Here is a 25,288-nt window from a genome sequence, read left to right as displayed (position 1 = left end):
GCCGAGCGAGGGCTCCGACGCACGCGGGCGGTCGCACGGCCGAGGCGGACCGGCCCGCACCGGGCCGCAGTGTCCCGCTCGACGGGGCCGGTCCGCGAGCTCGTCGCCGCGGCGCGCTACACCTCGCTGGTCAGCCGGATGGTGCGCAGCTGCCGCCCGGCGTACCAGGTGGCCCCGGCGGTGACGACGACCAGGAGGACCACCGCCGTGGCGAGACCGACGGCGGACGTCGCACCGAGCTGCTCGGCCGGCGCGCCGACGATCCGCTCGGTGACCGCCAGCGACCACTGCTGGATGCTCAGCGCCTGCGCTCCCGGCACGAACTGCCCGATCAGCGTCTCCCAGACCAGCGCGTACAGCAGCCCGATCACGACGGCGTTGCGGGTGACGACCGCCAGCAGCAGGAACAGGGCGCAGTAGGCGACGCCGGCCACGGCGGTCCCGACGGCGTAGCCGACGGCGAGGTTCGCCGAGGTCCCGGTCAGCACGAGCCCCGCGGCGAAGGTGGGCAGCGCGCCCAGCACCGTCACGACGGCGGCCGCGACCGCGAACTTGGTGACCACGATCGCGTGCCGGTTCAGCGGCTTGGTGAGCAGGTACACGATCGAGCCGTCGTCGATCTCCGGGCCGATCGCCCCGGTGCCGGCGATCAGACCGAGCAGCGGCACCAGCGTGCCCAGTGCGAACCCGCCGAGCAGCGTGACGGCCAGCTGCTGGTCCGCCCCGGCCAGCCCCCGGGCCATGGCCGACAGCGAGAGGAGCACGGCCGGCAGGAGGAGCAGCAGCAGGGCCCGCCGGCGGCCGAGCAGCCCCCGCGCGGTCAGCCGGGCGACAGTGCCGTTCACCGCGACACCAGGTAGCTGAACACGCTCTCCAGCGACTCGTCCGCCGGAGCGACCTCGTAGAGCCGGATCCCGTGCCGGCGCGCCAGCGGCGGAAGGGTGCGCACGAAGGCCGCGAAGTCCGTGGCCTGGACGTGCAGTGCGCCGCCCCCGTCGTGCGTCCCGATGCCACGGCCGGTCGACGTCAGCTGCACTCCCGACACGCTCCCCTCCGTCATGATCGCCGCCGCGAGCGCCCGGTCGTCGTCGGACCGGATCGTGTACTGGTGCGGCCGCTCGGTCATCAGCCGCCGGATCTCGCGGAAGTCCCCGGAGGCGGCGTGCCGTCCGGCCACCATCACCTGGATGTTGCTCGCGACCTGCTCGACCTCCTCCAGGATGTGCGAGCTGAACAGGACGGTGCGCCCCTGCCGGCCCATCTCCCGGAGCAGCTCCATCAGCTGCAGCCGCTGCCGCGGGTCCATGCCGTTGAACGGCTCGTCGAGCAGCAGCACCGGCGGGTCGTGCACCAGCGCGGTGGCCATCTTGATGCGCTGCTTCATGCCCTTGGAGTAGCCGGCGATCCCGCGGTCCTGGGTGCCGGTCATCTCCACCGTCTCCAGGGCCCGCTCGGCCGCACCCTCCGGGTCGGGCAGCCGGTGCAGGCGGGCGTTGGCCAGCACGAACTCCCACCCGGTGACCACGTCGTACATGGCCTCCCGCTCGGGCACCAGGCCGATCCGGCGGTAGATCTGCTCGTTGCGCCAGATGACGTCGCCGTCGAGCGTCACCGAGCCTGTCGAGGGGCCGAGCAGGCCACCCATCATGTGGATGAGCGTCGACTTGCCGGCCCCGTTCGGGCCGAGCAGGCCGGTGACGCCCGGTCCGATCGTCATGGTCACGTCGTTGACGGCGACCACGTTCGCGAACCAGCGCGACACCTGGCTGATCTGCAGCGTGCTCACGTCCCGGTCACCTTCCGGTAGCGGCGGAGGAGGAGGCCGTAGCAGCCCGCGACGAGCAGCACCGTGACCGCGACGAAGACCGCCGTCCCGACCGCCCCCGGAGGTTCTCCCCACAGGACGGTGTCGGTTCCGAAGACGTCGTGCGCGACGCCGTCCACCAGCGAGAAGGGGGAGATGAGCCCGAGGTAGTCGGCGGCGGTGTCCGCGCCCTCCACGACGGCGATGTTCTGGGCCGCCGTCTGGACGCCGGCGAGCACGAGCAGCACCGAGACGATCGCCGCGATCCCGAGACCCCGGCGCGGGGTGAAGGCGGCGATGACCAGCCCCATCCCGGCGAGCACCACGGCCAGCAGGGCGGCGAAGGCCAGCGACCGGAGGTAGTCCGGGAGGTGCTCGCCCAGCGGCATCTCGGTGAGCAGCGCACCGAGGAACAGGATGGTCAGCGGCGCCGCCAGCAGCACGAAGACCGCCGTGGCGGAGGCGGCGTACTTGGCCCGCACGTAGTCGACCCGGCGCATCGGCCGGGAGAAGTACAGCGGCACGATGCCGAAGCGCAGGTCGCGGGACACGCTCGCCGGTGCCTGGGCCGCCACGTACACGGCGATCACCACCTGCAGCTGGATCAGGTAGGCCGTGTAGCCCACGGGCAGCTCGTCGCCGCCGGTGACCGACGCGACCACGACGATGATCAGCGTGGGCACGCACATCGCCGCGAGCAGCAGCATCGGCATGACCTTCGTGCGCGCCGCGCGGCCGAACCCGTAGGAGCCCTTGAGGCTCTCGGTGAACAGCGAGCGCTGGATGTAGCTGCGGCCCAGCCGCGGCCCGTCGTAGTGCCGGTAGCCGATGTCGTGGATGACCCCGTGCTCCCGGTCGCCGGCCGCGGGGCCGGCTCCCTCAACCGACACGGACGTCCCCTCCCTCGTCGTGGCGCGCGGCGAACAGCTCGGCCATGCGGTGCCGCCGCCGCTCCATCCGGACCAGCCCGATCCCGAGATCGGCGGCCCCGTCGCGCACCAGGTCGTAGATGCCGTCGTCGCGCAGCCCGATCTCCAGCAGCCGGCCCACCCGCTCCACGCCCAGCCCGTCCCGGCGCAGCCGGGCGGCGAGGTCCTCCTCGCCGGCGTCCACCTCGACGACGACCACCGAGCTGACGGCGGTCATGTCCGCGGTCGAGGAGCTGCGCAGCAGCCGGCCACCGTCGATCACGACGACGGAGTCGCAGACCCGCTCCAGCTCGCCCAGCAGGTGCGACGTCACCAGCACCGAGATGCCGAACTCGGTCCCGATGCGCCGGATCAGGCCCAGCATCTCGTCCCGCCCGGCGGGGTCGAGCCCGTTGGTCGGCTCGTCCAGCAGCACCAGCTGCGGGTCGTGGGCCAGGGCCTGCGCCAGCTTGACCCGCTGGCGCATCCCGGTCGAGTAGCCCCCCATGGGGCGGTAGCGCTCCTCGTAGAGGCCGACGTGCCGGAGGGTGTCCGCGGTCCGCTCCCGGGCCGACGTCCGTGGCAGGCCGGACAGCCGGGCCATCTGGACGACGAACTCGGTCGCCGACATGTCCGGCGGGAGGCAGTCGTGCTCGGGCATGTAGCCGACCCGCTCGCGGATGCGCTCCCCCTCGGTGGCGACGTCGAGGCCCAGGACGCTCGCCCGGCCCGACGTGGGGGTGAGCAGGCCCAGGAACATCTTCAGCAGCGTCGACTTGCCGGCCCCGTTCGCGCCGACCAGCCCGACGACGCCCGGTGCGACGTCGACGCCGAGCCCGTCGACGGCGGTGACCGTCCCGAACCGCTTCGTCAGCCCCTCGGTCCTGATCAGCGATGCGCCTGTGGCCGGCGTCGCCTGGTCGCTCAACGGGTCTCCCTGCGCTCGGCCGTTCCTGGTCGTCCCGGCTGTTCCGAGCGAAGGCTAGGGCCGCGAGGGGGTCGACGTCGTCATCCCCGGGCGGGATGTCGGGATCCCCCTGGGAGGGGAGGCGCCCGGTCTCACCCGGCGATGCGGGCGCACTCCTCGCAGCGGTCGACGTCGGCGGTGGACGACCAGTCCTCGGCCGCGGTGGCCCGGACGAGCACTCCGCACACCGACGCCTCGAGCCCGTCGACGACCGGCTTGGCGACGGCGTGCGTCACGTCGCCCACCCGGGCCGTGCCGCACTCCTCGGGTCGGATGCCGAGCCCGAGGGGGCCGACGCTCAGGGCGGTCACGAAGAGGCTTGCCGTCATGTCGACAGCATGGACACCGGAGGTGGCCGGCAGGTGACGACTCCTTGACGACTGGACGCTCGGATGTGGAGATCCGTACCGGCGCTCACGCGGACGTGCGGCTGCGGGTGCCCGGGCGTCCGGGCAGGGTGGGGGCGGGCGCCCGACGGTCGGCCGCCCGCCCGAGGAGGCCCCCCGTGTCGCGTCCCCCGCTCCCGCCGTTCACCCTCGAGACGGCCCGGCAGAAGGTGCAGGCGGCCGAGGACGGCTGGAACAGCCGTGATCCGGCCCGCGTGGCACAGGCCTACACGGAGGACACCGTCTGGCGGAACCGGGACGAGTTCCTGCAGGGCCGCGACGAGGTGGTCGCCTTCCTGACCCGCAAGTGGGCGCGCGAGCTGGACTACGCGCTGCGCAAGGAGCTGTGGGCGTTCACCGCCGACCGGATCGCCGTGCGGTTCCAGTACGAGTGGCGCGACGCCGAGGGCCGGACGTGGCGCTCCTACGGCAACGAGAACTGGGAGTTCACGGCCGAGGGCCTCATGCACCGGCGGGAGGCCAGCATCAACGACGTGGCGATCGATCCCGGCGACCGGTGGATCCACGGCCCGCGGGAGGACGGCGACACCACCCCGCTGCCGCTGCGCTGAGCGGTCGGGGCACCACCCGCCGGGCTGCGGCGTCCACGGCTCAGGCCGGACGGCGTCGCGTCGCCGCGCGCTTCTCCGGCCGCATCGCCAGGGCGCTGAGCAGGCTCGCGCCGAGGACGGCGGCGCTGACCGCGAAGGCGACCTGGAAGGAGGCGACGTCGGTCAGCCAGCCGGCCACCAGAGGACCGGCGATGGCGCCGAGGTCGGCCGACATCTGGAACACCGCCACCACCCGGCCGCCCCGCGCAGGGCTGACGTCGGCCACCAGGGCCGCGGGCGCGCTGGCCAGCAGCGAGGCGGCGAGGCCGAACAGGGCCATCGAGAACAGGAACGCGCCGATCGCCGGCGGCAGCACGAGGATCAGCATCGAGCCGGTCGCCACCGCCGAGCCGAGGATCAGCGACGGGCGCCGTCCCCAGCCGTCCACCAGCCGGCCGGACCCGAGCAGCGCCACCGCCTGCGCGAGCGAGCCGGCCAGCAGGCCGGCCCCCGCCCAGGCGACGGTGCGGCCCAGCTCCTCCGTCACGTACAGCGGGACGAGGGAGTTGCGGACGCCGAACAGCACCCAGCCGACGCCGAGGTTGGCGATCAGCGCGGCGATGTAGACCCGCGACCGGAACGCCGTGCGCAGCGGGACCGGCCCGGCGTCGAGGTCCGGCCCGGTCTGCACCGCCGGCTCGCCCGGGTCACCGGCGGTGGGCGCGGTGCGGAGCAGCAGGAGGCCGACGGCACCGGCGACGAGGAGGAATCCGGCGTAGAGGAAGAAGGGCAGCCGCGGCGACAGCTCGGCCAGCAGCCCGCCGGCCGCCGGCCCCGCGATCCCGCCCAGGATGAAGCCGCCCTGCCAGGTCGCCGCCGCCCGGCCGCGGTGGGTCGGCGGGGCGACGCGCAGGAGCAGGGACAGCGCCGCGACGGTGAACATCGCGCTGCCCACCCCGCCGGCGGCCCGCAGTGCCAGGAACACCGGGAACGAACCGGCCAGCCCGGCCAGTCCGGTGGTCACCGCGACGATCAGCAACCCGGAGGCCAGCACCACCCGTTCGCCGAACCGCTCGACCAGCGTGCCGCCGCTGAACGCGGAGACGAACCGGAAGAAGGCGAACGCGCTGACCGCCAGCCCGACCGCCGTCGTCCCCACACCGAAGTTCCGGGCGAAGATCGGGATGGCCGGCGCCACGATGCCGAAGCCCAGGGCGACGACGAAGGCGATGACGGCCAGGACGCCGACCTCGCGGGGCATCTCGCCCCGCCCGGGGAATCGCACGAGACGGCATCGTCGCACGCAGGCTGCCGGCCCCCGCCCGCGGCACCGCCGGGAGCGTGCGGCGGCGCGGTCCTCACGCCTGGGGGCGCCGGCCGATCTTCGAGCCGAGCCAGGTGAGCGGGTCGAACCGCCGGTCCACCACCCGCTCCTTCAGCGGGATGATGCCGTTGTCGGTGATGTGGATGCCCTCCGGGCAGACCTCGCTGCAGCACTTGGTGATGTTGCAGTAGCCGAGGCCGAACTCGTCCTGGGCCGCGTCGCGCCGGTCCACCGTGTCCAGCGGGTGCATGTCGAGCTCGGCCAGCCGGATCATGAACCGCGGCCCGGAGAATGCCGCCTTGTTCCCCTCGTGGTCGCGGATGACGTGGCAGACGTCCTGGCAGAGCCAGCACTCGATGCACTTGCGGAACTCCTGGGAGCGCTCGACGTCGACCTGCTGCATCCGGTGGTTGCCGTCCTCCTCCCGCGCCTTGGGGGTGAACGCCGGGATCCGCGCGGCCTGCTCGTAGTTGAAAGAGACGTCGGTGACCAGGTCGCGGATGACCGGGAAGGCGCGCAGCGGGGTGACCGTCACCGTCTCGTCCTCGCCGAAGGTGCTCATCCGGGTCATGCACATCAGCCGCGGGCGACCGTTGATCTCGGCGCTGCACGAGCCGCACTTGCCGGCCTTGCAGTTCCACCGGACGGCGAGGTCACCGACCTGCGTCGACTGCAGCCGGTGGATGACGTCGAGCACCACCTCGCCCTCGTTCACCGCCACCGTGAACGACTGCAGGTCCCCGCCCTCGGCGTCGCCGCGCCAGACCCGGAACGTCGCGTCGTAGCTCATGACGCGGACACCTCCTCGAACACGTCGGCGAGCTCGGCCGGCATCCGGGGGAGCGGCTGGCGGGTCAGCGCGACGGAGCCGTCCGGTGCCTGGGCGCAGATCAGGTTGGTCCGCGCCCACTCGTCGTCGGTCGCGGGGAAGTCGTCGCGGGTGTGCCCGCCCCGGCTCTCCTGCCGCTCCAGCGCCGCCCGGGCGATGCACTCGCTGACCACCAGCATGTGCGGCAGGTCCAGCGCCAGGTGCCAGCCGGGGTTGTACTGCCGGTGGCCCTCGACCGACAGGTTCGCCACCCGCTCCTTGAGCGCCGCGATGCGCTCCAGCGCCTGCTCCATCTCCGGCGCGGTCCGGATGATCCCGACCAGGTCGTGCATCGTCTGCTGCAGGTCGTGCTGCACGGTGTAGGGGTTCTCCCCGCCCTCCCGCTCGAAGGGGGCCAGGGCCGCGCGGGCGGCGTCGGCCAGGGCGTCGTCGCGCAGGTGCGTCCGGTCGATCCGCTTCAGGGCGTGCTCGGCGGCCGCCAGCCCCGCGCGCCGGCCGAAGACGAGCAGGTCCGACAGCGAGTTGCCGCCGAGCCGGTTGGAGCCGTGCATGCCGCCGGCGACCTCCCCGGCCGCGAACAGCCCCGGCACGCGGGCGGCCTCGGTGTCGGGGTCGACCTCCACCCCGCCCATGACGTAGTGGCAGGTGGGCCCGACCTCCATGGCCTCGGCGGTGATGTCGACCTCGGCCAGCTCCCGGAACTGGTGGTACATCGACGGCAGCCGCTTGCGGATGTACTCCGCCGACCGGCGCGAGGCGATGTCGAGGAAGACGCCGCCGTGCGGGGAGCCCCGGCCGGCCTTCACCTCGCTGTTGATGGCCCGGGCGACCTCGTCGCGGGGCAGCAGTTCGGGTGGGCGACGGTTGTTCTTCTTGTCGTCGTACCAGCGGTCGGCCTCGGCCTCGGTCTCCGCCGTCTCCTTGCGGAAGAAGTCGGGGATGTAGTCGAACATGAACCGGTTGCCGGCGGAGTTCTTCAGGATCCCGCCGTCGCCGCGCACGCTCTCGGTCACCAGGATCCCGCGCACCGAGGGCGGCCAGACCATCCCGGTCGGGTGGAACTGGACGAACTCCATGTTCACCAGCGTCGCCCCGGCCTGCAGCGCCAGGGAGTGCCCGTCGCCGGTGTACTCCCACGAGTTCGACGTCACCTTGTAGGACTTGCCGATGCCGCCCGTCGCGAGCACCACCGACGGCGCCTGCCAGGCGACGAAGCGCCCCGATTCCCGCCAGTAGCCGAAGGCACCGGTCACCTCGTCCGGACCGCCGTCCCCGGCCGGGCCGGTGAGCAGCCGGGTGACCGTGCACTCCATGAAGACGTCGATGCCGAGGGCGACGGTGCGCTGCTGCAGGGTGCGGATCAGCTCCAGGCCGGTCCGGTCGCCGACGTGCGCGAGACGGGCGTACCGGTGGCCGCCGAAGTCCCGCTGGCTGATCAGGCCGTCGGGGGTGCGGTCGAACAGCGCACCCCAGTCCTCGAGCTCGCGCACCCGGTCGGGGGCCTCCTGGGCGTGCAGCTGGGCCATGCGCCAGTGGTTGAGCATCTTGCCGCCGCGCATGGTGTCCCGGAAGTGCACCCGCCAGTTGTCCTCCGGGTACAGGTTCGCCATCGCCGCGGCGATCCCGCCCTCCGCCATGACCGTGTGCGCCTTGCCGAGCAGGGACTTGCACACCACCGCCGTCCGCGCCCCGTTCTCCTGGGCTTCGATGGCGGCCCGCAGGCCCGCACCTCCCGCCCCGACCACGACGACGTCGTACTCGTGCCGCTCGAGCTCCATCAGAAGAACCCCGTCATCAGAAGAACCGCAGATCGCTGATCGTGCCGGTGGCCAGCAGGAACACGTAGAAGTCGGCGAAGGCGACGCCGAACAGCGAGATCCAGGCGTACTGCATGTGGCGGGCGTTCTGCTTGGACACCCAGGTCCACGCCCTGTACCGCAGCGGGTGCTTGGAGAAGGAGTTCAGCCGTCCGCCCACGATGTGCCGGCAGGAGTGGCAGGAGATCGAGTACATGAAGAGCAGGACGGCGTTCACCAGCAGGATCAGGGTGCCCAGCCCCATGTGCCCCCACTCGCCGGTCTCGTCCCGGAACGACGCGAACGCCTCGTAGAAGAGGATCACGTTGAACACCAGCGCCGCGTACAGGAAGTACCGGTGGATGTTCTGGCCGATCAGCGGGAGCCGCGTCTCGCCGGTGTACCGGCCGTGCGGCTCGGCGACCGCGCACGCCGGCGGGGAGAGCCAGAACGACCGGTAGTACGCCTTGCGGTAGTAGTAGCAGGTCAGCCGGATGCCCAGCGGCAGCACCAGGATGTAGAGCGCCGGGGAGATCCAGGACGGGCCCTCGAAGAACTCGGGGAAGCTGTCGCCCTCGCACCGGGTGGTGATGCAGGGGGAGTAGAACGGCGAGACGTAGGGCTCGGCGTAGTAGTAGGCGTTCTGGAACGCCCGGAACGTCGAGTACGCGATGAACAGCACCAGCACGACGACGGTGACCAGCGGCTGCACCCACCACCGGTCGGTGCGCAGGGTGCGTTCGGCGATCGCCGCGCGGCGCGGGGCAGGTCCCCCGTCGCCCCGCCCGGGAGTGACCGCCCCCGTCCCCCGGGGGGCCGTGGCGGTCACGAGGCCGGGGAGCCCGGGCCGGCGCCGGTCGCGCGAGTGACGGTTCCCTGCCCGAGCGGCATTCCTGCCTCCAGCTTCGCTGCCGACGCCGACGACGCGGCGGGGGAGGAGCGCAGTGGATCACGGACGCCGGGGAGGGGGAAGGGTTTTCGCGCCGCCCGGCGGGACGCGCCGGGGGACACCCCGAGGCGCGGAACCAGGGTCGGATCAGGGGGTCACCGGATGGATCGCCGGGCGCTCCACCGGCAGGCTCATCGGCATGACCAGTGCACCTCCTCCCGTCCCGCCCGCCGACCAGCCGACGCCCGGGCAGACCCCGCCCGCCGACCAGCAGCTCCCGCCCGCCGCCCCGCCGCCCCGGCCGCAGCTGCGCCGCAGCAGCACCGATCGCATGATCGGGGGCGTCTCCGGCGGCCTCGCCGAGTACAGCGGCATCGACTCGGTGCTCTGGCGGGTCGGCTTCGTCGGCCTGACGCTCGCCGGCGGGGCCGGCGTCGTCCTCTACCTGCTGCTGTGGGTCCTCGTGCCCTCGGGCCCCCGCCACCCCGACCAGGCCGACAGCCCGCTCGAGCAGCTCGTCCAGCGCCTGCACGGCGCGGTGAACGGCGCGCGTTCGGCCCCGCCGAGGGGCTGACCGCTGCCAGGATGTGCCTGCCCACCGACCCCGCCCCCAGGAGGACCCACCCCGTGACCACGCCCGCGGGATCCCCGGCGCCGATGACCGTGCCGTCGTTCTTCGTCTCGCAGCGGATCACCGTCATGGTGAACCGGTACGAGATCCGCGCCGCCACCCCGGACGGCGGCGAGGGGCAGCTGCTCGCCTTCGCCGAGCAGAAGCGGATGAAGCTCAAGGAGGAGGTGACCTTCTACGCCGACGAGTCGAAGAGCCGGGCGGTGTTCTCCTTCAAGGCACGCCAGCGGCTCGACGTGCACGCCGAGCACGACGTGTACGACGAGTACGGCCGGGTGCTCGGCACCTTCAGCAAGCAGTTCGGCGCCAGCCTGCTGCGCTCGACCTGGAACCTGTCGGCCCCGGGCCTGCAGGCGGTCGGCCGGGAGCGCCGTCCGGTCATCGCGATCCTGCGCCGGATCTGGGACCTCATCCCGTGGATCGGGGAGATCTGGGTGCCGTTCGTCTTCCACTTCGACTTCGTCGACTCCGCGACCGGGCAGCCGGTGATGACCAGCGAGCGGAAGAAGGCCATCCGGGACCGCTACGTCGTCACCGTGCCCGACCCGCGGGTGGACTTCCGGCTCGCGGCGTCGATGGCGGTGGCCCTGGACGCGCTGCAGAGCCGCTGACCACCAGCACTGGCTCGACACGCCGATCGAACATGTAGTGCTGTCCATCAGCACTCGGCTCCACATATGGTGGTCGTGCAGCTGGTCCGGGCCGCTCTGCGCGAGTGGCCCGGGGCAAGAGGGAACCCGGTGGGAATCCGGGACTGTCCCGCAGCGGTGAGTGGGAACGACCGCCGTCACATGCACTGGGTGCGCGAGCACCTGGGAAGCGACGGCCAGTAGGAGCCGACCGGCAGGTCGGCGCGCCCGCGAGTCCGAAGACCTGCCAGCCGCACCGCGCACGCCCGTGCGCGGTCGTCCGGGACCTCGGGGATCGGGTCCGTCGGACAGCCCGGGCACCACCCTGGGCTGGCGGCTCATCCTCGCCCGGACTCGGATCTGGCTTCCGAGGAGCGAGCAGATGACCCTGACCGACCAGTCGCAGGCTGCCCCGAGCGCGCCTGCCGCCGACACAGCCCCACCGGCCACCGCACCGCCCCGCAGCACCATGCAGGTGCGCAAGCGCAGCGGGGATCTCGAGCCGGTCGACGTGAACAAGATCGTCCGAGCCGTCGCGCGCTGGTGCGACGACCTCGCCTGGGTGGACCCGCTGCGGGTGGCCACCCGCACCATCAGCGGCCTCTACGACGGGGCCACCAGCGCCGAGCTGGACCGGCTCTCCATCCGGACGGCGGCGGAGATGACGGGGGAGGAGCCCGAGTACTCCCGGCTCGCCGGGCGGCTGCTGGCGAACTTCGTCCGCAAGGAGGTCGCCGGCCAGGGGATCGCCTCGTTCAGCCAGAGCATCGCGCTCGGCCACGCGGAAGGACTGATCGGGGACGCGACGGCGGACTTCGTGGCCCGGCACGCTCGCAAGCTCGACGACGCGATCGACCCCGACGCCGACCGTCGCTTCGAGTACTTCGGCCTCCGCACCGTCGCCGACCGCTACCTGCTCCGTCACCCCACCACCCGCCTGGTGATCGAGACACCCCAGTACTGGCTGCTCCGGGTGGCCTGCGGGCTCTCGCGCACGCCGGCCGAGGCCATCGCCTTCTACCGGCTGATGAGCTCGCTGGCCTACCTGCCCAGCTCGCCGACCCTGTTCAACTCCGGCACCCGGCACACCCAGATGAGCTCCTGCTACCTCGTCGACTCCCCGCGCGACGAGCTCGGCTCCATCTACGAGCGCTACGCCCAGGTGGCCGCCCTGTCGAAGTTCGCCGGCGGCATCGGCATCTCGTGGTCGCGCGTCCGGTCCCGCGGCGCACTCATCCGCGGGACGAACGGCCAGTCCAACGGGATCGTGCCGTGGCTGCGCACGCTCAACGCCTCGGTCGCCGCCGTGAACCAGGGTGGGCGGCGCAAGGGCGCGGCCTGCGTCTACCTCGAGCCGTGGCACCCCGACGTCGAGGAGTTCCTGGAGCTGCGCGACAACACCGGTGAGGACGCGCGCCGCACCCACGACCTCAACCTGGCCAACTGGATCCCCGACGAGTTCATGCGTCGCGTCGAGGCCGACGAGCCGTGGTCGCTGATCGACCCCGACGAGGTGCCGGAGCTCCCGGACCTGTGGGGCGAGGAGTTCGACACCGCCTACCGGGCCGCGGAGGCGGCCGGCCGGATCGTCCGCCAGGTGCCCGCCCGGGAGCTGTACGGGCGGATGATGCGCACCCTCGCCCAGACGGGGAACGGGTGGATGACGTTCAAGGACGCCGCCAACCGCACGTGCAACCAGACGGCCCGACCGGGCAACGTCGTCCACCTGTCCAACCTGTGCACCGAGATCATGGAGGTCTCCAGCGACAGCGAGACCGCCGTCTGCAACCTCGGCTCGGTCAACCTGGCCCGGCACCTGCTGATCAGGCCCGACGGCCGGGCCGAGGGGGTGGACTGGGCGCGGCTGCGGGCCACCGTCGCCACGGCGGTGGACTTCCTCGACCGCGTGATCGACATCAACTTCTACCCGAGCGAGCAGGCCGCGGCGAGCAACCCGCGCTGGCGCCCGGTGGGCCTGGGCCTGATGGGCCTGCAGGACGTCTTCTTCGCCCTCGGGCTGCCGTTCGACGGTCCGGAGGCGCTGGAGCTGTCCACCCGGATCTCCGAGGAGATCTACCTTACCGCGCTGGAGACCTCGGCGGCGCTCGCCGCCCGGCTCGGCGCACACCCGGCGTTCAGCCAGACGCGGGCCGCCGGCGGGAAGCTGCAGCCGGACCTGTGGGGCGTGACGCCGACCTCGACCGCGCGGTGGGACGCCCTCCGCGCGGCCGTCGCCGAGCACGGGCTGCGCAACTCGCTGCTGGTCGCGATCGCCCCGACGGCGACCATCGCCTCGATCGCGGGCTGCTACGAGTGCATCGAGCCGCAGGTGTCGAACCTGTTCAAGCGCGAGACGCTCTCGGGGGAGTTCCTCCAGGTCAACGGCGCGCTGGTGGCCGAGCTCAAGCGGCTCGGCCGGTGGGACGAGGAGACGCGCCAGGCCCTCAAGCGGGCCGAGGGGTCGGTCCAGGGCATCACCGGACTGCCCGAGGAGACCCGCCGGCTGTTCCGCACCGCCTGGGAGCTGCCGCAGAAGGCGCTGATCGACCTCGCGGCCGCCCGGGCGCCGTACGTGGACCAGAGCCAGTCGCTGAACCTCTTCCTGGCCAACCCGACCATCGGCAAGTTGTCGTCGATGTACCGCTACGCCTGGGCCAGCGGGCTGAAGAGCACCTACTACCTGCGCTCGCGGCCGGCGACGCGCATCCAGCAGGCCACGGTCGGGGTGCGGCCGGCGGCTCCCGCGGAGGACGCCGTCGCCTGCTCGCTGGAGAACCCGGAGAGCTGCGAGGCGTGCGAGTGACCGTGCCCGTTCCCGCGCCCGCGACCCCCACCGATCGTTCCCAGGAGACCCCCATGCTGCTCGACCCCGGGATGGAGCTCACGCTCCGGCCGATGCGCTACCCGCACTTCTACGACCGCTTCCGCGACGCCATCAAGAACACCTGGACGGTGGAGGAGGTCGACCTGCACACCGACCTCGCCGACCTGCGGCGCATGACACCGGCCGAACGGCATCTGGTCAGCCGGCTGGTCGCCTTCTTCGCGACCGGCGACACGATCGTGGCCAACAACCTCGTGCTGAACCTCTACCAGCACGTCAACTCGCCCGAGGGCCGGCTGTACCTCTCCCGGCAGCTGTTCGAGGAGGCCGTCCACGTCCAGTTCTACCTGACGCTGCTGGACACCTACGTCCCCGACGAGACCGAGCGGCACGAGGCGTTCGCCGCGGTCGAGAACATCCCGTCGATCAAGCGGAAGGCCGATTTCTGCTTCCGCTGGATCGACTCGCTCGGGAACCTGGACGAGCTGCGCACGCGGGAGGACCGGCGGGCGTTCCTGCTCAACCTGATCTGCTTCGCCGCCTGCATCGAGGGCCTGTTCTTCTACGGGGCCTTCGCCTACGTGTACTTCCTCCGGTCGCGCGGGCTGCTCAACGGGCTGGCCAGCGGGACCAACTGGGTGTTCCGCGACGAGTCCATGCACATGGCGTTCGCCTTCGACGTCGTGGACACCGTCCGGCGCGAGGAACCCGACCTGTGGGACGACGAGTTCGAGGCCCAGGTGAGCGAGATGCTGGCCGAGGCGGTCGAGTGCGAGGTCCAGTTCGCCGAGGACCTGCTCGGCGGGGGAGTGCCCGGCATGAGCCTGACCGACATGCGCGGCTACCTGGAGCACGTCGCCGACCGGCGGCTGGAGCTGCTGGGCATCCCGGCGCGGTACGGGTCGGCGAACCCGTTCGCGTTCATGGAGCTGCAGGACGTGCAGGAGCTGTCCAACTTCTTCGAACGCCGGGTCTCGGCCTACCAGACGGGGATCGGCGGGCAGGTCTCCTTCGACGACGAGGAGTTCTAGGGGCGCGCACCCGGGGTGGGGGCGACGTCCCCGGTCCCCACCCCGGGAAGCCCGTCCCCGTCCTGCGCGTTGCACCGGGCAACCAACGTGAAGGGCTTCCACTCCATGCGCATCCCCGTGTCCATCCTCGACCTGGCACCCATCGCCCGCGGCGAGACGGCGGGCAGCAGCATCGCCGCCAGCGTCGCCCTCGCCCAGCGGGCGGAGGAGCACGGGTACCGGCGGGTCTGGTACGCCGAGCACCACAACATGCCCTCGATCGCGTCGTCGGCGACCAGCGTGCTCATCTCCCACGTGGGCGCCCAGACGTCCACGATCCGGCTGGGTGCCGGCGGGGTCATGCTGCCCAACCACGCGCCGCTGACGATCGCCGAGCAGTTCGGCACCCTGGAGGCGATGTACCCGGGGCGGATCGACCTCGGCCTGGGCCGGGCACCCGGATCGGACCAGAACACGATGTACGCCCTGCGCCGGAACCCGAACTCCGCCGACCGGTTCTCGCAGGACGTGCTCGAGCTGCAGGCCTACCTCGCCGGCGAGACCCGCGTGCCCGGCGTCGACGCGATCCCCGGCAAGGGGACGAACGTCCCGCTGTACATCCTCGGCTCGTCCATGTTCGGCGCGACGCTGGCCGCCGCGCTCGGCCTGCCCTACGCCTTCGCCTCGCACTTCGCACCGCAGATGCTGGAGCCGGCCGTCGCGGCCTACCGCCGGGAGTTCACGGCGTCGGAGCAGCTGGCCGAGCCCTACGTGATCGCGGGCGTCAACGTGGTCGCCGCCGACACGACCGAGGAGGCTCGCGCGAACCTCGGAACCGTGAAGCGGAACCTCGCCGTCGGGCTCTTCGGCCGCGGGCAGCAGCTCAGCGACGAGCAGGCCGACCAGCTGCTGGCGCAGGGCGCGGGCACGCACGTGAACTCCATGCTCACCCACGCCGCCGTCGGCACCCGCACCGAGGTGGGGGACTACCTCGACGGCTTCCTGAAGACCGCCGACGCGGACGAGCTGATCGTGGCGCACCAGGCCCCGACGACCGAGGCCCGGCTCCGGTCGGTCACCCTGCTCGCCGAGGCGCTGGAGGACGTGCGGGTCTGACCGTCACCCGCAGCGCGGGAGGCCGAGGCCACCCCGGTCGGCCGGGCTGATCCAGGTCTCGGCCAGGTAGCCCAGGCTCCCGTCGGGGAGCCGCGACCCGTACCAGCGGGTCGAGGTGAACAGCTCGGGGTTGGCGTCGTCGGCGGGGTCGCCGTCGTTGCCGTTGGTGGTGCGTTCCCCGGTGACCTGGCAGACCACCTCCAGCGTGTCCCCGGTGTCGAAGGCGGCGTCCCCGGGGGCGAGGCACCCCCGTGCCCGGCAAGAGTTCTCCGGCCGGGAGGACAGGTAGGCCGGGCTGTCCTCCCGCATCGCCGCGGGGCCGGCCGTCACCTCGTTCTGCACCGTCACGATGACGGGGCCCGACGGGGAGGACGCCGGGGCCCTCCCGGGGTCCTCCGCGCCGGCGAGCTGGAAGCCGGTCACCGCGACGGCGACCGCGGCCAGCCCGGCGACGCCGGCCATCGCCGCGGGCCGGCGCCACCGCGGGGCCGGGGCGTCGACGGGCACGGCCTCCCCGGGATCAGCGGCACCAGCGCCGTCAGCGGTGTCCGCGGACGGCGGTACGGCCGCGCGCCCGCCGTCGGGCGCGGGGAGCGCCCGCCATCGCTCGTCCCACTCGGCCGCGTCGCCGCCGAGCGCCACGACCAGGGCCTGCACCACCTCCCGGGAGGGGCGCCCGCGCCCGCTCGCCGCGGCCGAGAGCGTCGTGTCGCTGTAACCGGTGCGCCGCTGCAGCTGCGCGTAGGTCGGGTCGCCGGCGTCGGCACGCAGCCGCCGCAGCGCGCGACCGAACTCCGCCTCCGGGGAGCGGTCGTCGTCCGGAATGGGCCGTTGTGGTCGCCCCACCGCTGCTCCCGTCGTCCCGGCCGCCGTCGGCGACCGCCCCCGTTGTCCGAATTTTATTGTCCGGCAGCCGGAGGGCGTTCGGGACAACCTGCCCCGCCGCATCAATGACCAGGGGGGAGGCGCAGTCCCCTGAGCCCGGGCTGCGCCTCCCGCACGGCCCGACCGGCACGTGTAGCCGTCGACGGGCTCCGGGTAGCGTCCGCCGGTGACCTACTCGATCGTCGCCCGAGACCCCGACACCGGCGAGATGGGCGTCGCCACCCAGTCGCAGGCCTTCGCGGTCGGCAACAGCGTCCCGTTCGCCCTGCCCGGCCACGGCGTCATCGCCACCCAGTCGATGGCCGAGCCCATGTACGGCTCGGTCGGCCTGGACCTGCTGCGGGGCGGGTTCACCGCGCAGGAGGTGCTGACCGCGCTGAGCAGCGTCGACCCCCAGCCGGAACGCCGGCAGGTCGCGGTCCTCGGCGTCAACGGCGACCTGGCCGCCTACACCGGCACCAGTTGCGTGGAGGCGGCCGGCCACCTGATCGGGGACACCTCCGTGGCGCTGGCCAACATGGCCGCCTCGCCGGCCGTGTGGGAGTCGATGGTCGAGCGGTTCGAGAACTCGGCCGGGCCGTTGGCCCAGCGGCTGCTCAGCGCCCTGCAGGCCGCCGAGGAGGCCGGTGGTGACTTCCGGGGGAAGCGCTCGGCAGCGATCATGGTGATCCGGGCGACGACGACCGGCCGCCCGTGGCACGACGCGGTGGTGGACCTGCGCGTCGACGACTCGCCGGACCCGGTGCCGGCGCTGGCCGAGCTGCTGGTGACCCGGGCCCGCTACCAGGACGTCGTCCGCGCCTTCCAGCAGGCGATCGACGGCGACCCCGTCACCGCCGACCGCGAGCTGGAGCTGCTGCGACCCATGGACGCCACCACCGAGCCCGACCAGCTGGTGTGGCGTGCCGTGGTCGCCGCGCTGGCCGGCCGCGAGGAGGCGGCCCGGGAGATGCTCTGCGAGCTGGCCGGTACGGCACCGCAGTTCCTGGAGGCGGCCCGGCGGTTCGGCAAGGCCGGGCTGATGCCGGCCGACGTCATCGAGCGGATCGTGCCCGCCGCGTCGTAGCCCGCGCCGGATCAGCCCGGGGGCGGGTGCTCGGCCACCAGCCGGCGGGGTGCGCGGCAGGCCCAGGCCTCGGTCGCGAGCTCGACGAGGGACTGCTGGTCCAGCTCGTCGAGCCGGCACAGCACGATCGGGTACCCGTCGAAGTGCGACGTCGTGAAGTAGACGTGCGGCTCCGCGCTGATCAGCGCCTGCTTCGCCCCGTCGTCGGGCACGTAGGCGGCCAGGACCGGGCCGGTCGGTGCGGCGTCCCCGAGCTCGGCGGCGTCCTTCTTCCCGAGGGGGCGCTCCCAGACGAATCCCCTGGCCCGCACCTGCCACTGGCGATGGCCGCGGCTGCTGCCCTCGGCAGCCCCGGGCAGGGCGAGGCAGGTGCGTGCGACGTCGTCCCAGCCGGCCACGTCAGGAGTGTGCGCCCGGGAGGTGCGCGGCGACCAGCCTCCGCGGTGCGCGGGCCGCCCATGCCTCGGTGGCCAGCTCGGTGAGCGACTGCTCGTCGAGCCGGTCCAGGCGGCACAGCACGGCCGCCCAGCCGTCGAAGTGCGACGTCGTGAAGTAGATCTCCGGCTCGGCCGCCAGCAGCGCCGCCTTGGCTCCCTCGTCCGGTACGGACGCCACGAGGACCGGGCCGGACGGCGCCCGCGTGCCGAGCTCGTCGAGGTCCCGGCGGTGCAGCGGGCGGTCGCGCAGGAACGTCCTCCCGCCCACCTGCCAGCGCCGGCGCCCGCGGGCGGAGACGGCCTCGGTCGTCCCGGGCAGTGCGAGGCCCACCCGCGCCACGTCGTCCCAGGTCGCCACGGGGAGCACGGTACGGCGGGCGGTCCCGGGGGAACCCGGGGTTGCTCCCCCGGGCGAGGGGGCCGCGGAATTTCCCGGCGCCGACGCTGCAGAAGACGCGCGGATCGGCCGATGGACCTCCATGCGCAGCACGCGATCCACCGATGCCCGGGGCCGCGGCGCCGGCGCACGCCCGGTGGACCGCCATCTGCGGGTCGTGCGCGTCCTGGCCGTCGTCTTCGGCGGTACGTGGGCTGCCGCGCTCGCCGTGGGTGCGCTCGGCGCCACCGGCGTGGGAGCGCTCCTGGCGTCCTCCGGCAAGCTGGTCTTCTTCGTCGGGCTGGTCGCCATGTTCGTCGTGCGCGGAGCCGGGGCCACGGAGGACCGGGCGGCGTGGTGGCTGCTCGCCGCCGCCGTCGGGGCCTACTTCGCCGGCGCCCTGGCCTTCGAGCTGTACTACCGCGCGCTGCCGGTCGCGCCCCGCCCGTCGTGGTCGGACCTGGGCTATCTGGGCTTCTACCCGCTGGCCTTCGCCGCGCTCTTCCTCATGCTCCGCACCCGCGTGCGCCGGCTGACCGCCGCCACCTGGCTGGACTGCGTCATCACCGGGCTCACCGCTGCGGCCTTCGCCGCGGGCCTGGCGCTCGGCGCCCTGGTGCGGGCGGCCGACGGCAGCGTGGCCGTGGTGCTCGCCGGTGTCGCCTACCCGATCGCCGATCTCTTCCTGCTCGGCCTGCTGGCGGGGGGCCTGGTCGTCATCGGCCGCGGCGCCGGGGCCGGCTGGTGGTGGCTGGCCGGGGGAGCAGCGCTGTTCGTGGTGACCGACACCGTCTACGCGCACCAGGTCGTGCACGGCACCTACACCGTCGGCGGGCCGCTGGACGTCGCCTGGAGCGCGGCCTTCATCTGCTTCGGGATGGCCGCCTGCCGGCCGACGCGGGTCGGTACGACCAGCAGGGTGGAGGGGCGGCTGGCGCTGCTCGTCCCGGCCGGCTGCGCCCTCTCCGCGGTCGGGCTGCTCTTCTGGGGCTACCTGGGCGACAGCGATCCGGTGGCCGGGGTGCTGGCCCTCGGCGCGGTGCTCGCGGCGCTGGCCCGTACCGGCCTGACCTTCCGCGACGTGCGCGCCCTGGCCGACAGCCGGCGGCAGGCGCGCACCGACGAGCTGACCGGACTGCCGAACCGCCGATCGGTCTTCGAGGCGCTGGAGGCGGCCGACGAGCGGCTCGCCTCCGGTGCCGGGGTCACCGTCCTGGTCCTGGACCTCGACCGGTTCAAGGAGATCAACGACTCGCTCGGTCATGCGGTCGGCGACGCGCTGCTGCGGCAGGTCGGGCCCCGGCTGAGCCGCGAGCTGCGGGGGGAGGACTTCCTGGCCCGGCTCGGCGGCGACGAGTTCATCGTGCTCTGCTCGGCCCTGGACGGCGCCGACGCCGTCACCCTCGCCGCGCGGCTGCGGGCCCAGTTGCAGCAGCCGTTCCGGGTGGGCGGCATGAGCCTCACCGTCGACGCCAGCGTGGGTGTGGCGCTCGGCCCCGAGCAGTCGGCCACCGCCGAGGAGCTCCTGCAGCTCGCCGACCTGGCGATGTACTCGGCCAAGGCCGGCCGCAGCGGCTCCTCGGACGGGGTCGCCGTCTACGACGACGCCCGCGACGGCTCCGGCCGCCACCGCCTCGAGGCCGTCGACCAGCTGCGGACCGGCATCGGCAGCGGCCAGCTCGTGCTGCACTACCAGCCCAAGCTGGCGCTGGCCACGGGCGAGGTCGACGGTGTCGAGGCGCTCGTGCGATGGCAGCACCCCACCCGCGGGCTGCTGTTCCCGGACGCGTTCATCGACCTGGCCGAGTCGGCCGGCCTGATGAGCCGGCTCACCTCCGCCGTGGTCGACATGGCCCTGGCCCAGTGCCGCGCCTGGGCGGACGAGGGATGCCCGCTCACGGTGTCGGTGAACGTCAGCCCGTCCAACCTGGTCGACGAGGAGTTCCCCGACGAGGTGGCGCAGGCCCTGCGACGGCACGGACTGCCCGCCGCCGCGCTCGTCCTGGAGGTCACCGAGAGCATCCTCATGGAGGACCGGGAGCGGGCGGTCCGGGTGCTGTCCCGCCTGCGGGCCACCGGTGTCGGCGTCTCGATCGACGACTACGGCACCGGCTACTCCAGCCTGGCCTACCTCGCCGCGCTGCCGGTGACCGAGCTCAAGCTCGACCGGGTCTTCGTCGGCGCCATGACCGGGAGCTCCCGCGCCGCCTCGATCGTCACCTCGACGCTCCAGCTGGCCCACGCCCTCGACCTCACGCTCGTCGCCGAGGGGGCGGAGGACCAGGACACGGTCGACGCGCTGGCCACCCTCGGCTGCGACGTCGTCCAGGGCTACCACCTCAGCCGGCCCCTGCCGCCCGAGCAGCTGTGGGCGTGGCTGCAGGACCGGCCGCCGGCCGGCGTGCGCTCGCCGCTCGCCGACGACCTCAGGTAGCCGGCAGCGGGAACACCAGCAGCGAGCTGGACGCCGTCGCCACCGTCCGGCCGGCGGCGTCGAGCACCTCGCCCTCGGCGAAGGCGACCCGCCGCCCGGGCTTGACCACCCGGCCGATCGCGGTGAGCGGCCCGCTGTCGGTGTGCACCGGACGCAGGTAGTTCACCTTCAGCTCGATGGACGTGTAGCCGACCCCCGCCGGCAGCGTGGTGTGCACGGCGCACCCGGCGACGGTGTCCAGCATCGTGCAGACCAGCCCGCCGTGGACGACGCCGATCGGGTTGTAGACCGACTCGTCGAGCGCGCAGGTGAACTCGACCCGGCCCTCCTCGATGGCCGTGATGCCCATCTGCACGAGCTGCGCGATCGGGGCGGGGGGCAGCACGCCGTCCCGGATGGCCTGCAGGGTCTCCAGCCCGGACCGCTCCCGTGCGCCGGCCGCGGTGACCATCGGGTCGTGCCAGGTGATCTCTCTCCTGCGGGGCTCGCCCCAGCTGTCAGGCGTGGTCCCGGTCGTCAGCTCAGCGGTCACAGGGCCTAGGTTCACATGTCGAACCCAAAGATGCCACCCCGGCTGTCCCAGGGCGCCTCACCACCCGGGGGTCAGGCCCTCCTCCAGCCAGGTGTCGTACTCCGCGTCGGTCATCGGCCGGGCCGCCGCCAGCGCCGCCTCGAGCACCGGGAGCGGGACCGTCGGTGCGGCCGACACCCCGGTACGCACCTCCGGGGCCAGGCGCGTCAGTTCCTGCCAGGTCTCGGAGGTGCGCAGCCACCGGCCGTCGCCCAGGGGAGTGCACGCGGTGAGCGGCTGGTCCCCACCGGGGGTCCAGAACGAGAAGGCGGCGCAGGGGTCGGGAAGCCCCGGGTCCACCGCCCGGTCGCGGAAGAGCCACAGCCCCGAGTCCGCCCGTCCGTCGTCGGCCTCGAGCCGGGTCCAGATCAGCGGGCTGCCGGTGACCTGCGACGCGCCGAGTCGGTAGCCCACCACCTCGGTCACCCACGGCTTCTCGATCGTGCCCACCTCGGTGACGATGCGCTGGGTGTAGTGCTCGTCGGCTGCCCGCAGACCGGCCGGGACGACGACGGCGGCGGCACCGGAGACCAGGGCGATGGCGGTGACGATCCGCACGACGCCCGACCACTGCAGCGCGGCGAGGACGGCGAAGGGCGCGGCGGCGGCCGTGTACCAGAGCGGCACCGGCAGTGAGTCGCCGAGGTCCGCCTCCAGCCCCCACCAGGCCAGGCCCATCGCGGCGGCCGATCCCAGACCACCCACCGCGAGCCCACGGCCGAGCGAGCCCGGCCGTCCGGTGCCGCCCGGGCCGGCGGTGCGGTCGAGCCCGACGGCGAGCGCGGTCGCCACACCCGCCACGAGGAGGGCGGCGCACAGGACGGCCACCAGCCCGCCGAACAGCGAGGCGAGCAGCACCGGCGCACCCGCCAGGCCCACCACCACGCCCAGCACGCCGGCGAGCAGGACGTGGCCGAGGGCGGGCGCCACCGACGCCGTCGGGCGCTCGGGCTGCGGCGGCGGCGGCGACGTCACGGCGGGAGTGTGCCAGCCCACCGTCGGTTGCGGGACCCGCCGGTCCGGGACCCGCCGCCCCGGCCCCGGCCAGGGGGCTCACCCCGAGCGTGCGAGGGGTGAGGGGGCCGGGGTGTTCCTCAGCTCTTGGGGCGCGCTCCGGCCCGGAGCGCGCCGAGCAGGTCGTGGTTGAGCCGGGAGATGGTCTCCATCGAGATGCCCTTGGGGCAGGCGTGCGAGCACTCGCCGATGTTGGTGCAGCCGCCGAAGCCCTCGAGGTCCTGCTGGGCGATCATGTTGACCACCCGGTCGTCGCGCTCGGGCTGGCCCTGGGGGAGCAGGCCGAGGTGGGTGACCTTGGCGGCGGTGAACAGCATCGACGAGGCGTTGGGGCAGGCCGCCACGCAGGCGCCGCAGCCGATGCACGTCGCCGCGTCGAACGCGGCGTCGGAGTCCTTCTTCGGCACCGGCGTGGCGTGCGCCTCGGGCGCGGTGCCGGTCGGCACGGAGATGTAGCCGCCGGCCTGGATGATCCGGTCGAACGCCCGCCGGTCGACGGCGAGGTCCTTGATCACCGGGAACGGGCTGGCCCGCCACGGCTCGATGTCGATCTTGTCGCCGTCCTTGAACGAGCGCATGTGCAGCTGGCACGTGGTCGTCTGCTGGGGGCCGTGCGCCTCGCCGTTGATCATGACGCCGCACATGCCGCAGATGCCCTCGCGGCAGTCGTGGTCGAAGGCGACCGGGTCGTCGCCCTGCATGATCAGCTGCTCGTTCAGCACGTCGAGCATCTCGAGGAAGGACATGTCGGGGGAGATGTCGGTGACCTTGTAGGTCACCATCTTGCCCTTGACCGACGGGTCCTTCTGCCGCCAGATGCGCAGCGTCAGGTTCATGCCGCGCTTCTGCGCCGGAGCGTCGACGGACGAGTGGGCGCCGTCCTGGGTGAGGGTCACTTGTAGCTCCGCTGTGCGAGGTGGACGTACTCGTACTCGAGGGCTTCCTGGTGCAGCACCGGGGGCTGGCCCTCCGGCGTCCACTCCCAGGCGGCGACGTAGGCGAAGTTGTCGTCGTCGCGCAGCGCCTCGCCCTCGGGGGTCTGGCTCTCGGCCCGGAAGTGGCCACCGCAGCTCTCGCGGCGGTGCAGGGCGTCGACGCACATCAGCTCGGCGAGCTCGATGAAGTCCGCCACCCGGCCGGCCAGTTCCAGGGTCTGGTTGAAGGAGTGCCAGTCGCCGGACACCTTCACGTTGGTCCAGAACTCCTGGCGGATCTCCGGGATGCGGTCCAGCGCCTTGCGCAGGCCCTCCTCGGAGCGCTCCATGCCGCAGAGGTCCCACATCAGCTTGCCCAGCTCCCGGTGGAAGGACGCCGGGGTGCGGGTGCCGTTGATGGTGAGCAGCTTCTGCACCTGGTCCTGGACGCCCTGCAGCGCCTCGGCGGCCGCGGGGTGGGCGTCGTCGATCTTCTCGAACGGCCCGTCGGCGAGGTACTCGGTGATGGTCGCCGGGAGGACGAAGTAACCATCGGCCAGCCCCTGCATCAGGGCGGAGGCGCCCAGCCGGTTGGCGCCGTGGTCGGAGAAGTTGGCCTCACCGATCACGAACATGCCGGGGATCGAGGACTGCAGGTCGTAGTCGACCCACAGGCCGCCCATCGTGTAGTGCACGGCGGGGTAGATCCGCATCGGCACCGTGTAGGGGTCCTCGCCCGTGATCTGGGCGTACATGTCGAAGAGGTTGCCGTACTTGGCCTCGACCGCCGGGCGGCCCAGCCGCTCGATGGCCTCGGCGAAGTCCAGGTAGACGCCGAGCCCGCCCGGGCCCACCCCGCGGCCCTCGTCGCAGACGTTCTTGGCCTGCCGGGAGGCGATGTCGCGGGGCACCAGGTTGCCGAACGACGGGTAGATGCGCTCGAGGTAGTAGTCGCGCTCGTCCTCGGGGATCTCCCGCGGGTCGCGGTCGTCGCCGCGCTCCTTCGGCACCCAGACCCGGCCGTCGTTGCGCAGCGACTCGCTCATCAGCGTGAGCTTGGACTGGTAGTCGCCCTTGACCGGGATGCAGGTCGGGTGGATCTGGGTGTAGCAGGGGTTGGCGAAGTACGCGCCCCGCTTGTGCGCCCGCCAGATCGCCGTGGCGTTGGAGCCCATGGCGTTGGTGGAGAGGTAGAAGACGTTGCCGTACCCGCCGGTGGCCAGGACGACCGCGTCGGCGAAGTGCGTGCTGATCTCGCCGGTGACCAGGTCGCGGGCGACGATCCCGCGGGCGCGGCCGTCCACCACGATGAGGTCCAGCATCTCGGTGCGCGCGTGCTGCTCGACGTTGCCGGCTGCGATCTGCCGCTCGAGCGCCTGGTAGGCGCCGTAGAGGAGCTGCTGGCCCGTCTGGCCGCGGGCGTAGAACGTGCGCGACACCTGGGTGCCACCGAAGGAGCGGTTGTCCAGCAGGCCGCCGTACTCGCGGGCGAAGGGCACCCCCTGCGCGACGCACTGGTCGATGATGTTGACGCTCACCTCGGCCAGGCGGTGGACGTTGTTCTCCCGGGAGCGGAAGTCGCCGCCCTTGACCGTGTCGTAGAACAGCCGGTGCACGCTGTCGCCGTCGTTGCGGTAGTTCTTCGCCGCGTTGATGCCGCCCTGCGCGGCCACGCTGTGCGCCCGGCGCGGGCTGTCCTGGTACCAGAAGGACGTGACCTTGTAGCCGGCCTCGCCGAGCGTCGCCGCGGCCGAGCCGCCGGCCAGGCCGGTGCCGACGACGATGATCGTCATCTTGCGCCGGTTGGCCGGGTTGACCAGGCGGCCGCGGAACCGGCGCTCGCTCCAGCGCTCGCCGATCGGGACGTCGGTCGGTGCCTTGGTGTCGGCGATCGGCTCGCCGGTGGTGAAGAGTTCGAGAGGCATCG

Annotated in this window: 24 protein-coding genes and 1 riboswitch; of the genes, 8 read left to right on the top strand and 16 right to left on the bottom strand. The window is 72.9% G+C overall.

Annotated elements, in window-relative coordinates; all coding sequences use genetic code 11:
• Positions 1 to 116: 116 nt before the first annotated feature.
• The 5 genes from BM142_RS15870 to BM142_RS15850 all read right to left on the bottom strand — a co-directional run bounded on the left by BM142_RS15870 (position 117) and on the right by BM142_RS15850 (position 4,008).
• Complete coding sequence (locus tag BM142_RS15870; RefSeq protein ID WP_092200877.1) at positions 117 to 845, bottom strand: ABC transporter permease subunit; 729 nt, start codon at positions 843 to 845, stop codon at positions 117 to 119.
• Positions 842 to 1,786: an ABC transporter ATP-binding protein gene (locus BM142_RS15865; protein ID WP_092200874.1), complete on the bottom strand. Its 945-nt coding sequence runs from the start codon at positions 1,784 to 1,786 to the stop codon at positions 842 to 844. The genes BM142_RS15870 and BM142_RS15865 overlap by 4 nt, the downstream gene beginning before the upstream one ends.
• Positions 1,783 to 2,694: an ABC transporter permease gene (locus tag BM142_RS15860; protein WP_092200871.1), complete on the bottom strand. Its 912-nt coding sequence runs from the start codon at positions 2,692 to 2,694 to the stop codon at positions 1,783 to 1,785. Before BM142_RS15860 ends, BM142_RS15865 begins: the two co-directional genes overlap by 4 nt.
• Complete coding sequence (locus BM142_RS15855; protein ID WP_217640746.1) at positions 2,684 to 3,640, bottom strand: ABC transporter ATP-binding protein; 957 nt, start codon at positions 3,638 to 3,640, stop codon at positions 2,684 to 2,686. Before BM142_RS15855 ends, BM142_RS15860 begins: the two co-directional genes overlap by 11 nt.
• A gap of 131 nt (positions 3,641 to 3,771) precedes the next feature.
• On the bottom strand, positions 3,772 to 4,008 hold the full coding sequence (locus BM142_RS15850; RefSeq protein WP_139228903.1) for a hypothetical protein: 237 nt from the start codon (positions 4,006 to 4,008) through the stop codon (positions 3,772 to 3,774).
• Positions 4,009 to 4,184: 176 nt separating this feature from the next.
• On the opposite strand from BM142_RS15850, the gene BM142_RS15845 reads away from it, so the two are divergent.
• Positions 4,185 to 4,637 (top strand): nuclear transport factor 2 family protein, encoded by a 453-nt coding sequence (locus BM142_RS15845; protein WP_092200865.1) that lies wholly within the window; start codon positions 4,185 to 4,187, stop codon positions 4,635 to 4,637.
• Between the two features lie 40 nt (positions 4,638 to 4,677).
• On the opposite strand, the gene BM142_RS15840 is transcribed toward BM142_RS15845, so the two are convergent.
• From BM142_RS15840 to BM142_RS15825, 4 genes are all read right to left on the bottom strand, one after another.
• Positions 4,678 to 5,901, bottom strand: coding sequence for an MFS transporter (locus BM142_RS15840; protein WP_092200861.1), 1,224 nt, complete (start codon positions 5,899 to 5,901; stop codon positions 4,678 to 4,680).
• Positions 5,902 to 5,974: 73 nt separating this feature from the next.
• The gene (locus BM142_RS15835; protein ID WP_092200858.1) at positions 5,975 to 6,730 is read right to left on the bottom strand and encodes a succinate dehydrogenase/fumarate reductase iron-sulfur subunit; all 756 of its coding nucleotides are present in this window, start codon (positions 6,728 to 6,730) and stop codon (positions 5,975 to 5,977) included.
• Entirely contained in the window at positions 6,727 to 8,547 is a 1,821-nt protein-coding gene (locus tag BM142_RS15830) for a fumarate reductase/succinate dehydrogenase flavoprotein subunit (protein ID WP_175527302.1), read from the bottom strand. Before BM142_RS15830 ends, BM142_RS15835 begins: the two co-directional genes overlap by 4 nt.
• Before the next feature lie 16 nt (positions 8,548 to 8,563).
• The gene (locus BM142_RS15825; RefSeq protein ID WP_092200852.1) at positions 8,564 to 9,394 is read right to left on the bottom strand and encodes a hypothetical protein; all 831 of its coding nucleotides are present in this window, start codon (positions 9,392 to 9,394) and stop codon (positions 8,564 to 8,566) included.
• 259 nt (positions 9,395 to 9,653) lie between these two features.
• Here BM142_RS15825 and BM142_RS15820 point away from each other — a divergent pair, with 259 nt between their 5' ends.
• From BM142_RS15820 to BM142_RS15800, 5 genes are all read left to right on the top strand, one after another.
• Complete coding sequence (locus tag BM142_RS15820; RefSeq protein ID WP_092200849.1) at positions 9,654 to 10,028, top strand: PspC domain-containing protein; 375 nt, start codon at positions 9,654 to 9,656, stop codon at positions 10,026 to 10,028.
• A 53-nt stretch (positions 10,029 to 10,081) separates the two neighbouring features.
• Complete coding sequence (locus BM142_RS15815) at positions 10,082 to 10,696, top strand: LURP-one-related family protein (RefSeq protein ID WP_254791010.1); 615 nt, start codon at positions 10,082 to 10,084, stop codon at positions 10,694 to 10,696.
• A gap of 65 nt (positions 10,697 to 10,761) precedes the next feature.
• A riboswitch (cobalamin riboswitch) is annotated at positions 10,762 to 10,980 on the top strand.
• Between the two features lie 116 nt (positions 10,981 to 11,096).
• Positions 11,097 to 13,517: a ribonucleoside-diphosphate reductase subunit alpha gene (locus BM142_RS15810; RefSeq protein WP_092200846.1), complete on the top strand. Its 2,421-nt coding sequence runs from the start codon at positions 11,097 to 11,099 to the stop codon at positions 13,515 to 13,517.
• A 53-nt stretch (positions 13,518 to 13,570) separates the two neighbouring features.
• Positions 13,571 to 14,569, top strand: a complete 999-nt coding sequence (locus BM142_RS15805) for a ribonucleotide-diphosphate reductase subunit beta (RefSeq protein ID WP_092200843.1) — start codon at positions 13,571 to 13,573, stop codon at positions 14,567 to 14,569.
• 105 nt (positions 14,570 to 14,674) lie between these two features.
• Positions 14,675 to 15,664, top strand: a complete 990-nt coding sequence (locus BM142_RS15800) for an LLM class flavin-dependent oxidoreductase (protein WP_092200840.1) — start codon at positions 14,675 to 14,677, stop codon at positions 15,662 to 15,664.
• A gap of 3 nt (positions 15,665 to 15,667) precedes the next feature.
• Here BM142_RS15800 and BM142_RS15795 read toward each other — a convergent pair whose 3' ends face one another.
• A complete protein-coding gene (locus BM142_RS15795; protein ID WP_175527301.1) occupies positions 15,668 to 16,510 on the bottom strand; it encodes a helix-turn-helix domain-containing protein in 843 nt (280 codons plus the stop codon).
• 205 nt (positions 16,511 to 16,715) lie between these two features.
• Here BM142_RS15795 and BM142_RS15790 point away from each other — a divergent pair, with 205 nt between their 5' ends.
• Entirely contained in the window at positions 16,716 to 17,615 is a 900-nt protein-coding gene (locus BM142_RS15790) for a DUF1028 domain-containing protein (protein ID WP_092200834.1), read from the top strand.
• 11 nt (positions 17,616 to 17,626) lie between these two features.
• Here BM142_RS15790 and BM142_RS15785 read toward each other — a convergent pair whose 3' ends face one another.
• Both BM142_RS15785 and BM142_RS15780 read right to left on the bottom strand, forming a co-directional pair.
• On the bottom strand, positions 17,627 to 18,013 hold the full coding sequence (locus tag BM142_RS15785; RefSeq protein ID WP_092200831.1) for an MmcQ/YjbR family DNA-binding protein: 387 nt from the start codon (positions 18,011 to 18,013) through the stop codon (positions 17,627 to 17,629).
• Position 18,014: 1 nt separating this feature from the next.
• Positions 18,015 to 18,410 (bottom strand): MmcQ/YjbR family DNA-binding protein, encoded by a 396-nt coding sequence (locus tag BM142_RS15780; protein WP_092200977.1) that lies wholly within the window; start codon positions 18,408 to 18,410, stop codon positions 18,015 to 18,017.
• A gap of 121 nt (positions 18,411 to 18,531) precedes the next feature.
• Here BM142_RS15780 and BM142_RS15775 point away from each other — a divergent pair, with 121 nt between their 5' ends.
• The gene (locus BM142_RS15775; protein WP_092200828.1) at positions 18,532 to 20,862 is read left to right on the top strand and encodes a putative bifunctional diguanylate cyclase/phosphodiesterase; all 2,331 of its coding nucleotides are present in this window, start codon (positions 18,532 to 18,534) and stop codon (positions 20,860 to 20,862) included.
• Here BM142_RS15775 and BM142_RS15770 read toward each other — a convergent pair.
• The 4 genes from BM142_RS15770 to BM142_RS15755 all read right to left on the bottom strand — a co-directional run bounded on the left by BM142_RS15770 (position 20,855) and on the right by BM142_RS15755 (position 25,286).
• A complete protein-coding gene (locus BM142_RS15770; RefSeq protein WP_254791009.1) occupies positions 20,855 to 21,394 on the bottom strand; it encodes a PaaI family thioesterase in 540 nt (179 codons plus the stop codon). The genes BM142_RS15775 and BM142_RS15770 overlap by 8 nt on opposite strands.
• 57 nt (positions 21,395 to 21,451) lie before the next feature.
• On the bottom strand, positions 21,452 to 22,408 hold the full coding sequence (locus BM142_RS15765; RefSeq protein ID WP_139228902.1) for a hypothetical protein: 957 nt from the start codon (positions 22,406 to 22,408) through the stop codon (positions 21,452 to 21,454).
• Between the two features lie 119 nt (positions 22,409 to 22,527).
• On the bottom strand, positions 22,528 to 23,343 hold the full coding sequence (locus tag BM142_RS15760) for a succinate dehydrogenase/fumarate reductase iron-sulfur subunit (RefSeq protein ID WP_254791008.1): 816 nt from the start codon (positions 23,341 to 23,343) through the stop codon (positions 22,528 to 22,530).
• The gene (locus BM142_RS15755) at positions 23,340 to 25,286 is read right to left on the bottom strand and encodes a fumarate reductase/succinate dehydrogenase flavoprotein subunit (protein WP_092200819.1); all 1,947 of its coding nucleotides are present in this window, start codon (positions 25,284 to 25,286) and stop codon (positions 23,340 to 23,342) included. The genes BM142_RS15760 and BM142_RS15755 overlap by 4 nt, the downstream gene beginning before the upstream one ends.
• Positions 25,287 to 25,288 lie beyond the last annotated feature (2 nt).

The organism is Blastococcus tunisiensis, assembly GCF_900112815.1.
Taxonomy (GTDB): domain Bacteria; phylum Actinomycetota; class Actinomycetes; order Mycobacteriales; family Geodermatophilaceae; genus Blastococcus_B; species Blastococcus_B tunisiensis.
The sequence above is the reverse complement of the archived record's forward strand: the minus strand, read 5'-3'. Positions and strand labels throughout refer to the sequence as shown.